General features: G+C 65.2%; 12 protein-coding genes. 7 read left to right on the top strand and 5 right to left on the bottom strand.

The window, feature by feature from the left end; genetic code table 11:
- Positions 1-13 precede the first annotated feature (13 nt).
- Positions 14-1459 (top strand): MocR-like pyridoxine biosynthesis transcription factor PdxR, encoded by a 1446-nt coding sequence (pdxR, locus tag WH367_RS23240; protein WP_339537877.1) that lies wholly within the window; start codon positions 14-16, stop codon positions 1457-1459.
- A gap of 15 nt (positions 1460-1474) precedes the next feature.
- Here pdxR and WH367_RS23235 read toward each other — a convergent pair whose 3' ends face one another.
- The gene (locus WH367_RS23235) at positions 1475-2269 is read right to left on the bottom strand and encodes a crotonase/enoyl-CoA hydratase family protein (protein ID WP_339537876.1); all 795 of its coding nucleotides are present in this window, start codon (positions 2267-2269) and stop codon (positions 1475-1477) included.
- Between the two features lie 212 nt (positions 2270-2481).
- On the opposite strand from WH367_RS23235, the gene WH367_RS23230 reads away from it, so the two are divergent.
- Both WH367_RS23230 and WH367_RS23225 read left to right on the top strand, forming a co-directional pair.
- A complete protein-coding gene (locus WH367_RS23230) occupies positions 2482-3471 on the top strand; it encodes a Bug family tripartite tricarboxylate transporter substrate binding protein (RefSeq protein ID WP_339537875.1) in 990 nt (329 codons plus the stop codon).
- A 55-nt stretch (positions 3472-3526) separates the two neighbouring features.
- The gene (locus tag WH367_RS23225) at positions 3527-4315 is read left to right on the top strand and encodes an enoyl-CoA hydratase/isomerase family protein (protein ID WP_339537874.1); all 789 of its coding nucleotides are present in this window, start codon (positions 3527-3529) and stop codon (positions 4313-4315) included.
- Positions 4316-4371: 56 nt separating this feature from the next.
- Here the strand turns inward: WH367_RS23225 and WH367_RS23220 are convergent, their stop codons facing one another.
- Positions 4372-4797: a PaaI family thioesterase gene (locus WH367_RS23220; protein WP_339537873.1), complete on the bottom strand. Its 426-nt coding sequence runs from the start codon at positions 4795-4797 to the stop codon at positions 4372-4374.
- 119 nt (positions 4798-4916) lie between these two features.
- Between WH367_RS23220 and WH367_RS23215 the strand changes: the two genes are divergently transcribed.
- Complete coding sequence (locus WH367_RS23215) at positions 4917-5414, top strand: flavodoxin family protein (RefSeq protein WP_339537872.1); 498 nt, start codon at positions 4917-4919, stop codon at positions 5412-5414.
- Positions 5415-5492: 78 nt separating this feature from the next.
- Positions 5493-5963: a CopD family protein gene (locus WH367_RS23210; protein ID WP_339537871.1), complete on the top strand. Its 471-nt coding sequence runs from the start codon at positions 5493-5495 to the stop codon at positions 5961-5963.
- Between the two features lie 70 nt (positions 5964-6033).
- Here the strand turns inward: WH367_RS23210 and WH367_RS23205 are convergent, their stop codons facing one another.
- The 3 genes from WH367_RS23205 to WH367_RS23195 all read right to left on the bottom strand — a co-directional run bounded on the left by WH367_RS23205 (position 6034) and on the right by WH367_RS23195 (position 10435).
- On the bottom strand, positions 6034-8208 hold the full coding sequence (locus WH367_RS23205) for a TonB-dependent copper receptor (protein ID WP_339537870.1): 2175 nt from the start codon (positions 8206-8208) through the stop codon (positions 6034-6036).
- 204 nt (positions 8209-8412) lie between these two features.
- Positions 8413-8841 carry a DUF2946 family protein gene (locus WH367_RS23200; RefSeq protein ID WP_339537869.1) on the bottom strand — a complete coding sequence of 143 codons (429 nt, stop codon included), beginning with the start codon at positions 8839-8841 and terminating at the stop codon, positions 8413-8415.
- A 49-nt stretch (positions 8842-8890) separates the two neighbouring features.
- Positions 8891-10435, bottom strand: coding sequence for an acetolactate synthase large subunit (locus WH367_RS23195; protein ID WP_339537868.1), 1545 nt, complete (start codon positions 10433-10435; stop codon positions 8891-8893).
- A gap of 387 nt (positions 10436-10822) precedes the next feature.
- Here WH367_RS23195 and WH367_RS23190 point away from each other — a divergent pair, with 387 nt between their 5' ends.
- The gene (locus WH367_RS23190) at positions 10823-11329 is read left to right on the top strand and encodes a hypothetical protein (protein WP_339537867.1); all 507 of its coding nucleotides are present in this window, start codon (positions 10823-10825) and stop codon (positions 11327-11329) included.
- 281 nt (positions 11330-11610) lie between these two features.
- The gene (locus tag WH367_RS23185; RefSeq protein ID WP_027010882.1) at positions 11611-12372 is read left to right on the top strand and encodes a transporter substrate-binding domain-containing protein; all 762 of its coding nucleotides are present in this window, start codon (positions 11611-11613) and stop codon (positions 12370-12372) included.
- The last annotated feature ends 155 nt before the right edge of the window (positions 12373-12527 follow it).

The raw sequence follows: 12527 nt of genomic DNA, 5'->3' as shown, positions 1-12527 counted from the left end.
AAATGACTAGGCCATGATCTCTACCCCTCCCAACGCCCACCCTGTGCCAGCGCTGCAGCTGCAGGTCGACCGCAGCCTGCAGCTGCCCATGTACCTGCAGATCTGCCAGCGCTTCAAAACCGCCATTGCGCAAGGCCATCTGCGCGCCGGCGACCGGGTGCCTGCGTCGCGGGCGCTGGCCACCGAGCTGAACCTGGCGCGCGGCACCGTCGATCTGGCCTACCGCATCCTGGCCGATGAAGGCTATTTCCAGGTACGCGGGGCGGCGGGCACCGTCATCTCCCCGAGCCTGCCCCCGGCTGCCACGGCCCCGGCGCCGCAAGCCATGGCCCAGCCACCAGCCGCCGATATCGTAGACCACGACGGCCTGCAGCCGCGCCCCTTGCAGCTGGGCCTGCCAGCGATCGATGCCTTTCCGCGCAAGGTCTGGAACCGGCTGGTCACCCACCGCCTGCGCAGCAGCGAGCCCTTCCGCCTCGCCTACCCCAACCCGCAAGGCGATGAGGAGTTGCGCCAGCGCATAGCGGCCTACCTGGCGGTGTCGCGCGGCGTGACCTGCGTGCCCGAGCAGGTCTTTGTCACCACCGGCCTGCGCAACACCCTGGAGCTGAGCCTGCGCAGCCTAGCCAGCCCTGGCGATGCCTTCTGGTTTGAGGACCCGGGCTATATCCTGGCGCGGCCGTTTTTGCAAAATGCCGCCGTGCAGATTGTGCCCGTACCCGTCGATACCCAGGGCCTGCAGGTGGATGCGGGCCGGCAGCTGAGCCCCTATGCGCGGTTTGCGATGGTGACGCCTTCGCACCAAAGCCCGCTGGGCGTGACCTTGTCGCTGGAGCGGCGCATGGCGCTGCTCGAATGGGCGCACGAAGCCGGCAGCTGGATCATCGAGGACGACTATGACAGCGAGTTCCGCTACCAGGGCCGGCCCCTGCCCGCCCTCAAAAGCCTGGACCGGCAGGACCGCGTGATCTACGCCGGCACCTTCAGCAAGGTGATGTTTCCCGGTCTGCGCCTGGCCTACGCGGTGGTGCCGCTCGAGGTCGTGCCGCGCTTTCAGGCTGTCAGCTCCAACCTCAATGCCGGTTGCCCCTACCTGCTGCAGGCCAGCGTGGCCGACTTCATGGCCCAGGGCCACTTTGCCCGCCACCTCAAGAAGATGCGGCTCTTGTATGCCGAGCGCCGCGCAGTCGCACAGCGCAGTTTTCAGCAAGTGCTGGGCGATCGCCTGCGCATTGACTTGCAGCCCGGCGGTCTGCACCTTCTCGGCCAGATCCAGGACGGCGACAACGACAGCCTGGTGGCCCAGCGCGCCCGCGCGCTAGGCCTGGCCATGCACCCGCTGTCGCGCTGGTATATTGATGCCGCGCCGCGCCAAGGCCTGTTGATGGGCTTTGCCAATATCACGAGCGAGGCGCAGGCACTGCAGCTGGCGGGCCAGATCCAGCAAGCCTTCGGCTAGGGGAAGAACGCTGCGTTAGCCCTTGAACTCAGGGGTGCGCTTTTCAAGGAAGGCGCTCACGGCTTCGCGGTGGTCAGCTGTCTGGTGCGCCAGTGCCTGGTAGGCAGCGGACAGCTCCAGCAGCGAAGCCAGGCTTTGGTGCATACCCTCGCGCATCAGCTTCTTGGTCATGCGGGTGACCTGGGGCGGGTTGGCCGCAATCTCGCTGGCCAGGGCGTTGGCGGCGTTCAGCAGTTCCTCGGCCGGCACCACCTGCGACACGAGGCCCCACTGCAAGGCGGTGGCGGCATCGATCATGCGGCCGGTCAGTGACAGCTCGGCCGCGCGCGCCATGCCAATCACCCGGGGCAGCAGCCAGGCACCTCCGTCGCCGGGGATGATGCCCATCTTCACAAAGCTCTCGGCAAACTTGGCCTTGTCCGAGGCCACGCGCAGGTCGCACATGCAGGCCAGGTCCAGGCCCGCGCCTACTGCCGCACCATTGATCGCCGCGATGGTGGGTACTTCCAGGTTGAACAGCGCCAGCGGCAGGCGCTGGATGCCACGGCGGTAGTCATCGCGGATGCGCATGCCATCGACATCGCCAAAAGACTGCTGCTGCATGGTCTTGATATCACCGCCCGACGAGAACGCGGGGCCTTCGCCCGTCAGGATGACCGCCCGCACGCTGCTGTCGGCCGCAATGGTCTCGCAGGCGGCCAGGATCTCAGCCACCGCCGTGTTGCCGGTCAGCGGATTGCGGCGCTCGGGCTGGCTCATCGTCAGGGTAACGACATGGCCTTGCTGTTCGTACTTCAAAAATGCAGTCATGGAAGGGACTCCTGGTTCCGGGTAGGTCTCGATGTGGTCAGCGCTGTGCGCCGAATGAGCCAGAGCATACGGTTAAAGCCCGCATGCGCCTGCATATCAGCTGAGTGCAATTTGGTATTGGACGCTACCCAAAAACGGCCCTAGCCTGCATGGATGCTGGGGCAGGCAGCGCCCCACATGCCGATAACTAGATGCTGCCTAGGAGACAGTTGATGCCCGTATCCCGACGCCAGTTCCACCACCGTCTTGTGCAATGGAGCGCAGCCGCCAGCCTGGCCAGCCCCTGGCTGGCACGCGCGGCCGATGCCCCCTTGCGCTGGGTCGTGCCCTACCCTGCGGGCGGCGCCGCCGACCAGATCACGCGCATCGTGGCCCAGGATGTGGGCCAGAGCACGGGCCAGCCCATCGTCATCGAGAACAAGGCCGGCGCCGCCGGCATGATTGCGGCCGAGACGGCGCTGCGCGCCCCCGCCGATGGGCTGACCTTCTTTGTCGGCTCCAATGCGCCGCTCGTCATCAACAGCGCCATCTACGCCAAGATGAGCTATGACCCGGTCAAGGATTTTGTGCCCATTGCGGGCCTGGGCAAGGCGCCTTTGCTGCTGGTCACCCGCAAGGACCTGGGCGCCAGCGATCTGCGCGCGCTGATCACGCTCGCCCAGCAGGCGCAGCGCCAGGGCAAGACGCTCAGCATGGGCTCGGCCGGCAGCGGCAACATCACCCACCTGGCGGGCGAATATGCCGCCGAGCGCATGGGTTTCCAGGTCACCCATGTGCCGTTTTCCGGCAGCGCACCGGCCATCACCAGCATGATGGGGGGCAATGTGGACATCATGTTCGACGCGCTGCCCTCCTGCATGCAGCAGGCCATTGGTGGGCGCATTGTGCCGCTGGCGATACTGGACAAACAGCGTTTTGCAGCGCTGCCCCAGGTGCCCACCTTGGCTGAGCTGGGCTTTGGCGATACCGAGGCCAGCGCCTGGTTTGGCGTGGTGGCCCGCAGCGGCACGCCGGCTGACGCAGTGGCGCGCATGGCCCGGGCCATCAACCAGTCCCTGGCCAAGCCCGATGTGCAAGAGCGTCTGCGTCGCATAGGTGCGCAGCCGATTGCGGCCAGCACCGCAGAATGGGGGCAGTTTGTGGCCTCCGAGCGCGAACGCTGGATACCGGTGGCCCAAAAGCTGGGCATCCGCGCCGAATAGCCCCCGCTCCCGCCCCTGGCCCGCCCTACCGTTTTATTGTTGAAAACCGACTGATATGACCGCCCTGACCCTGAGCATGCATGGCACCACTGCCGTGCTGACGATGAACCGCCCCCAGGCCCGCAATGCACTCGACGAGCAGATGCGCGAGGATTTCAGCCGCCTGATCCCGCAGGTGCGCGATGACCGCGCGATCAAGGCCGTGGTGCTGACGGGGGCTGGCGGCCATTTCTGCGCCGGCGGCGACATCAAGAGCATGCAGGCCGCTGTTGCCGGCAAGCAAGATGTGTTTGACAGCCGCAACCGCATGCTGGGCCTGCACCGCTGGTTTGACGAGCTGCTGGACATGGAAAAGCCCGTCATCACCGCCGTGCAGGGCAGCGCCTTTGGCGCCGGCCTGTCGCTGGCCCTGGCGGCTGATTTTGTGCTGGCCGCGCCCTCTGCCAAGTTCTGCTGCGTGTTTGCCAAGATCGGCTTTGTGCCCGATCTGGCCGGCATGTATTTGCTGCCGCGCCTGGTGGGCCTGCAAGCGGCCAAGGAGCTGGCCTTTACCGCACGCGTCGTCGCCGCCCCTGAGGCGCAGCAGATGGGCATGGTCTACAAGATCACCAGCGAAGACGTGCTGGCCGACGCGCTGGCCTTTGCCGAGCGCTTTGCCAGCGCACCGACCGAGGCGATGGGCTACACCAAACGCGTAATGAACCGCGCCTTTGAGACCCAGCGCGACGAGATCTACCAGCAAGAAGCGCTGGCCCAGACGCTGTGCCGCGAAAGCGCCTTTCACCAGGAGGCCATCGCCCGCTTTGTGGGCAAGCAGCCGCCGCTGTTCCAGTGGCAGGACTGAGCACGTAATCGGAAGGCGCAGCTGCAGCGGTCCCTGGTGGGCTGCTGGTGGTCGTCTCAGTACTTCACATTGACAATCGTCGCCTGCAGCAGCGCCACCACCTTAGGTGGCACTGCCGCATCTGCGCCATAGGCCAGCACCTCGCCGCTGCAAACCGTCAGCAGCTTGCCAGCGTTCACCACCTTGCCAATGGCGACAAAGCGCTCGCCAATCGCAGGCCGCATCAGGTTGATCTTGAACTCGGCCGTGACCACCTCATAGCCCTCGGCCGCCACCGTCAGCGCCGCATAGCCTGCCGCGCCGTCCACCACGCTGCTCACCGCGCCGGCATGCAAAAAGCCATGCTGCTGCGACAGCGCCTTTTGGTAGGGCAGCGCAATCTGCACCTCCCCCGGCTGCACGGACAGCAGGCTTGCGCCCAGGGTCTGCATCAGCCCTTGGGCGTGGAAGCTGGTAGAAATGCGTTCAAACAATGCGTTCATGGTGGTGTGCCTTGTGGCCAAGCCTCGGTAGCGATCAGCCAATCTAGCATGCAACGCAGCCGATGGTGCGGCCCCGCGTCCTGCAGATGACAGCCGCCTTTGCCACTATGCTTGCTACCATGGACAGCCCCCAACTCCTGATCGTCTACCACAGCCACACGGATGGCAGCCGCCAGATGGCCGAGGCCGCGCGTGCGGCTGCCGCCAGCCAGGCCGGGGTGGAAGTGCGCCTGCTGTGCGCGCCCGATGCCGGGCCTGCCGATGTGCTGGACGCCAGCGGCTACCTGTTTGTCTGTCCCGAGAACCTGGCTGCGATGTGTGGGCTGATGAAGGACTTTTTTGACCGCTGCTACTACGCGGCGCTGGACCGCATTGAGGGCCGCCCCTATGCCGCCCTCATCTGCGCTGGCAGCGATGGCAGCAACGCGGCGCGCCAAATTGCCCGCATCGCGACCGGCTGGCGGCTCAAGCCCATTGCCGAGCCGCTGATTGTCTGCACCCATGCCCAAACGCCTGAGGCCATTGCCGCGACCAAGCAGATTGGCGCCGACGATCTGCAGCGCTGCCGCGAACTGGGCGAAGCCATGGCAGCAGGTCTAACCATGGGCATTTTTTAAAGCAGGCCCGCATCCCCAGCCGAGGCGCCTTGGCGCGTACCATAGCGCATCCCCACACAAAATAAACGGCGCCCCCCGATGCTCTACATCATTCTCAAAACCGTGCACCTGCTGTCCATCATCGTCTGGCTGGGCGGCATGGCCTTTGCACATTTCTTTCTGCGCCCTGCGCTGCAGCAGCTCGAACCCCCTCAGCGCCTGGTGCTGATGCGCGATGTGCTGGGGCGCTTCTTTGCCGTGGTGCTGGTCATCATCGCCGCTGTGCTGCTGTCGGGCATCGGCATGATGGGCCTGGTCCATACCATGGCCGCGCAGGCCGGTGCCAAGTTCAGCATGCCCGTTTCCTGGATGGTGATGGCCGTGCTGGGCCTGGCGATGATGGCCGTGTTTGGCCATATCCGCTTTGCGCTGTTCAAGCGCCTGGACCGCGCCGTTAACGCCAAGGACTGGCCGGCAGGCGGCAAGGCCCTGGGCCAGATTCGCCAGCTCGTCGCGCTGAACCTGGCGCTGGGCGTGGTGATTGTGCTTTTTCTGCGCGTACCGCTGTAAGAACCTGTTCAAAGAGTGCCAAGCCGCAGCGCCGCCACCAGCACCTCGCTGGCAGCGGCGCAGGCCTGCATCAGAACTTCACATCGCCCCGCAGCCACAAGGTGCGACCCGGCTCGTTGATGCGCACGCCACCGGGGAAACCAAAGCCCGCATTGCCAGCCAGGTTCAGGTGCTCGGCATAGGTCTTGCCAAAGACATTGTCGATACCGGCCGTCAGGCGTAACTGCTCGCTGATCTTGTAGCCGGCATTGAGCGACAGCACGCCAAAGCCGGCACTGGGCCCCAGATCCTGGCCCACGACATTGCCCTGGCCGCTGGCATAGCGGTGCTGCGCGGCAACCAGGCGCCACAGCGCGCCAGCGCTCCAGGGGCCTTGCCGGTAGTCCAGGCCCAGCTTGGCTTCGAGCGGCGGCACCTGCGGCAGCGGTTTGCCATCGCTGCGGTTGCGGGCCCAGCTGTAGGCCAGGGTGGCCTGGGCGGTCAGGCCGGGGGTCAGCCGGTAGCTGCCACCCAGCTCGGCACCGGCGGTGCGCGCCTGTACATTGCGTACGTTGGCGGCCATGCCGGCATAGTCAAACAGCAGATAGTCCTGCACCTGGCCGACATAGGCGGAGGTCCAGAGCTGCCAGTCTGCGCCCTTCCAGCTCGCGCCCACATCGATCTGCGTGGTTTTCTCCGGCTGCAGGTGGTTGAAGGCATCGCCCTTGTCGGCTGCGCTGTTGCTGGGCGATATCCGCTCCCAGTAATCCGGAAAGCGCTGCACATGGCCAATACCGGCGTAAAGCGTGCTGCCATCGGCGCGGGCACGCTCCCAGCGCAGAAAGCCACTGGGCATGGCGCTGCGCTCGCGGTGGTTGCTGGCCGTGGCGGCCATGCTGGCATCCATGCCGGCCATGGCCTGCATGCCACCCATCGTGCCCATATCGCCCATGCCCTCCATGCCGCCCATGCCGCTGTCGCTGGGGTAGCGCCAGGCCTGTGCCCGGTCCAGCCGCAGGCCGGCGACGAGCTTGTCTTCACTACCCAGGTGCTGCGTGGCCTGCGCAAACAGGCCCTGGTTGCTGAACTTGGCATCCCGCGCCCAGGGCTTGCTGCGGTAGGACTGCATCTCCGTGCCCGACCGGCTGTCATGCGGGCTGCCCATGGCATCGACGCCCAGCACCGCTTCGGTGTGCGGGCCCAGCTGCCAGGTGGTGGCCACGCGCATGCCGGTGGTGGTGCGCCGTACATTGGCCGCCATCGGCATGGACATGCCCCCTTCCGGCACAAAGGGCCGCAGGCTGAAGTTGTCCATTACATGGTCGGCGCGGTTGTAATAGAGCTGCGCTTCCAGCTTGGTCAATCGCTCGCTCATGTTCTTTTTCTCCAGCCGCAGGCCATAGCTTTCGCGCTTGAACTGGCTGCCATCCATGCCCCGGCCGCCATAGCGAGCCTCGCCATCGCCTTGGCCGGCGCTCAGCTCCAGCCAGGTGTTGGCATCGGGCGTCCAGCCAATGGCGACTTCGGTGTTCCATTTGTCCCAGTGCGAGGGCACGCGCTGGCCATCGCCGTCGCGGTAGTCCTTGCTTTGCGAATGGTTGGAGGTGAGGCGCAGGTAATACGCGGCATTGCCGGCCAGCAGGTCGATGTTCTGGTCGCTGCGCGCGGCGGTGCCGCCTTGCAGGCTGGCAGACAGCCGCACCTGGCCGCTGTCCAGTTCGGGCCGTTCGCGGTCAAATCGCACCACTCCGGCCGATGCGCCCGGCCCCCAGATCACCGTCTGCGGGCCTTTGACCACCGTCAGCACATCGTAGGTCTCGGGCGAGATATAGGAGCTGGGCGAATCCATGCGCGCCGGGCAGGCGCCCAACAAGGTCTGCCCATTGGTCAATATCGGCAGGCGCGAGCCAAACTGGCCCCGGAACACCGGGTCGCTGTTGGAGCCCCCACTGCGGATCGCCGAGAAGCCCGGAATGCTTTTGAGGTAGTCGGCCGCGTCACTCGCTGGCACCGGTTGGCGCGGCTGCTTGGGATCAGCCACCACCTGCAGCGGCGAATGCTCATGCACTGCGGTTACGACGGTCTCCTGCAGGCTGATCTCCGGCACGCTGGCCGCAGGTACTGATGATGCAGCAGGGCTTTGCGCCCAGGCAGAGCTGGTGGCCAAGACCAGTGCGGATAGCGCCATCTGCGGACGCTGCAAGCGGGCGCGCGGTGGGGCTGGCAGGCGCAGGCCCGGCGCCGCCTCCAAAAAGTAGGAAGTCATCAATGTCTCTCGCAGCAAGCGCTGCTGGGCGCAGCGGCTTGCATCAATGTGGTGGGGGCGCACGCAGCCATGCCCAGCCGGCCGCAGCGAAGGCGGCTAAAGCAGACATGACGAAGAGGCCCATGGGTTGCAGAGGCTGCGCGGCCGCCCTCCCCGCGCGATGGGCGCGGAGAGCAGCGGCAGCATCACTGCGGCATAAGTGCGTTAGACAAGAACGGGAGGCGGGCCGCGCGCGGGCAGTGGCGCGCCCGGCGTTTCGGGGTAGTGAGCCGACTGGGCCTGCCACTGCGGGTGGAAGGCAGGGGCCGCTGGCCGGTGCACATCGGCGGCAAAGGCCAGTGGCAGCGCCATCGCAATACACAGCACGCAATCGGCGCCATGGGCGCTGTGCGCGCTGTGGCTGTCGCTGCCATCCGGCAGAAGATCATCCGCTGCCAGGTGCTCGCCATGGGCCAGCGCCACATCCAGCGCCGGTGCATTGACGCTGCATACATCGGCCGCCAGCGCCGCCGCAATGGGCTGCGCCAGCACGCGCACCTGCACACCTGCCAGCGATGCCACGAGCAGCAGCAACGCAAAAACCGCCGTGATGACGGCGGAGAAGCGGGGGCGGCTGCGCAGGCGTTGGAGCATGGTCAGGCAGCAGTGTAGGTGACTTCCAAACCTGTATGTTCAGAATTTATTAAATTATCAGTTCAATCAAGAAGGGGCCGGATTTAGCAAAACTGGCCTGCATCAGCCGGGCGCATTCCTCCATGGTCGTGGCGCGCGCCGCTTCCACGCCCATGCCTTCGGCCAGCTTCACCCAGCCAATCGAGGGGTTGCCCAGGTCCAGCATCTGCATGGCGGTGGCGCCCGGCGTGGCGCCCACGCCCTTGTATTCGCCAATCAAAATGTTGTAGCGGCTGTTGTTCAGCACGACGGTGGTGACAGGCAGCTGCTCGCGCGCCTGCGTCCACAGCGATTGCAGCGAATACATGGCAGAGCCATCGGCCTGCAGATTGATCACCCGGCGCTGCTTGCCCGCACCAATGGCCGCGCCGGTCGCCACCGGCATGCCATCGCCAATCGCGCCGCCGGCCAGGTGCAGCCAGTCATGCGCCGGCGCGGCATGGGTGTGCGGGTAAAAGCCCCGGCCGTAGGAGATGCTCTCGTCCGAGACGATGGCGCCCTCGGGCATCAGCGCCGCCACGGTGCGCGCCAGGCTCTCGGGCGTGGGGGCACCAACGGCCGCCTCGGGCCGGGGGCCTGGATCGGGGATGGCCACTTGCGGCGCCTGCAGCGCATCCACCAGGGCCTGCAGCGCAGCCAGCGGCTCCTGCTCGGGGCGCGTCAGCACATGCAACTGGGCGCTTGCCGGGTACTGGGTCGACGGCAGGCCGGGGTAGGCAAAAAAGCCCACCGGCGGCTTGGCGCCCACCAGGATGATGTGCTCAAACCGGGCCAGGGTTTGGATCGCGGCCTCCATGCCATAGGGCACGCGCTCCAGCGCCATGCGGCCTTGGCCGCGCTGCAGGTGCGATGCGCCGTACTCGGCCAGCACGGCAGCGCCGCTCGCCTGCGCGAGCCGCCACACCAGCGCCTGGGCCGGCGCAAACACCGCCGCGCCCGACAGCAGAATCAAGGCCTTGCCGCCCGCCTGGCGCAGCACCCTTGCCGCTTCATCGATCGCATGGCCATCCGCTGCGAGCGGCGCAGGCAGGGGCAGCGGTTGCGCCACCACACCACCTTCGTCCCAGGACACATTGGCCGGCAGGATCAGGCTGGCGATCTGACCGGGAAAGGTCGAGGCGGCACGCACGGCCATCGCCGCATCCTGGCCCAGGTCCGCACTGTGCGTGCTGGTATGCACCCAGCCCGATACGGCGCGCGCCAGGCCATCGGTATCAGCCGTCAGCGGCGCATCAAAAGGCCGGTGGTAGGTGGCCTGGTCGCCCACGATATTGACAATGCCGCTGCGCGCGCGCCGCGCATTGTGCAAATTGGCCAGGCCATTGGCCAGGCCCGGGCCGCAGTGCAGCAAGGTGCAGGCGGGCTTGCGGGCGATGCGGTAGTAGCCATCGGCCATCCCGGTGACCACGTTCTCCTGCAGGCCCAGAACGCAGTGCATGCCGGGGATCTGGTCCAAAGCTGCTACAAAGTGCATCTCGCTGGTACCAGGGTTTGCAAAGCAGGTATCCACCCCTGCAGCCAGCAAAGTCTTGACCAGACTGTGTGCGCCATTCATCTCTATATCCTTAAACGGTTGCCTATCACTGCGCGACACCTTAGCTGCAACGGCGCCAAAACCGGGTCGCCAAGATGAAAGCGGGCCCGCCCCGGCCACCGCCGCGCGCCGCACAAGCGCATGGATACAGGCCTTGCCCGGTTTTGCATCGACCCACCATGTAGGCCAATTCTCAAGCGCTATTACGGCCTTGGATGGCATGCGGGTCGGGGTGCGCAGGTGCACAGTGGGGGACCCGAGCAAGGTGGCAAGTGCAGCAACTGCGCTGCTCACCCTTGATGGCTTGCATGGCAGGCCCCAAAAAAGCCATCTGCAGCCCCTTTCATCCCCCAGCATCTGAACACCAAGTGTTACCACCAGCGCGCCCACTGCGCCTAGGATGGCCAGATGCAAAACAACACCAAGGAAACCCGCATGCACCGTAAGTCCCGCCACGCCCTGTTGTCCACCGCGCTGGCCTGCGCCGCTTTGGCGGCCCAGGCCCAAAGCAGCCAGGGAGCGGCCAATCCAGCAGCGGCAGCCACGCCGCCCGCAGCCGAGGCAGCGCCCCAGGCCCCTGCGCCCAACCCGGCTGCTGAAAAGGCGCTGGCCCAGCGCTTCCAGGCGCTGCTCGCCGCCTTTGAAGGCAAGGCCGCTGTGCCCGATGCCAAGACTTTTACCGAAGACTTCAACAAGCAGGTTACGTCCGACCAGATGAAGCAGGTGTTCAACGATGTGCACCAAAGCGTGGGCAGCTGCAAGGTCGGCGCGCAGATGACCAGCCCGACCCCTTACATCACCAGCTACCTGCTGCAGTGCGACAAGGCCTATGTACCGATGGACATCGGCATCGAGGAAAAGGCACCCTACCGCGTCCACAGTCTGCTGATTCGCCCAGGCTACTGGAAGAAGTAAGCGCGGACGTTTCGACAAAATAGACGATCGAATCGACCGTCACAACCCATACTTATTAGTGTTTCCCTGGATAGGGCGTAAAAATTGACGCTTCAACGTCGATTTTTGCGCTCAATGGCCGTTTAGGCTGGTGATAATGCGCACAAGCTCGCCGCTTTGCCACAAAGCACAGCACAGAGCTGTCGCCGGGTCGCCACAAGCCGATTTGAGACCCCGACGGCGGGCAGCAAAAGCACTAGCATGCTAGCCACCTTATCAACATTCGGATCCGAGGATTCACTATGCGTAAAACCTTGATCGCACTGGCAGTGGCCGCTATCGCCGCCCCTGCGTTTGCTGCAGACCTGAAAGTAGCTGTCGACCCGACCTACGAACCGTTTACCTACAAGACGCCCCAAGGCGAAGTCACCGGTTTTGACGTGGACATCGCCAAGGCGGTGTGCGAGCAGATCAAGCGCAAGTGCGTGTTTGTCGAGCAAGTCTGGGACAGCATGATCCCCGGCCTGCAAGCCAAGAAATACGACGTCATCGTCAGCTCCATGTCGATGACCGACGAGCGCCGCCGCGTGGTCGATTTCAGCGACCGCTACTACAAGACGCCCAGCGCCGTGGTGCTGAAGAAAAGCGTGGAATACAAGGGCCCGGCTTCGGCCAAGGGCCTGAAGATCGGCGTGCTCAAGGGCTCGACCCAAGAGAAGTGGGCCAATGGCGAGCTCAAGCCTGCAGGCGCGACCATCGTGCCTTATGAAGCCCAGGACCAGGTCTACCTGGACATCAAGTCCGGCCGCCTTGACGGCACCGTGGCTGACAAGGTCGAAGTCAACGGCGGCTTCCTGCGCAAGGCCGAAGGCGCCGACTACGGCTACAAGGGCCCGGACCAGTACGAGACCAAGTACTACGGTGATGGCATCGGCATTGCGCTGCGCAAGAACCAGGGCGACCTGAAAAAGCAGATCAACGAAGCGATCAAGACCATCCGCAGCAATGGCACCTATGCCACGATTGCCAAGAAGTACTTCGATTTCGACCCCTACGGCAACTGATCTTTGCAAAACGCGGTCGCGCCCCTGGCGCCACCGCGTCCTCGATCAGGGCTAACACCAAGCGGCGCGCTGCTCCAGAGTCTTCATACTGGATGAATCGCGCCGCAATTCCATGGTGCCAAGCCTTTTTGCAGCGCCCCCCCAAGGCAAACACC

Origin of the sequence: Comamonas sp. MYb21 (assembly GCF_037479395.1) — a bacterium.
GTDB lineage: Bacteria > Pseudomonadota > Gammaproteobacteria > Burkholderiales > Burkholderiaceae_C > Comamonas.
Note: the sequence above shows the minus strand (reverse complement) of the source record. Positions and strands in the feature narration are given on the sequence as shown.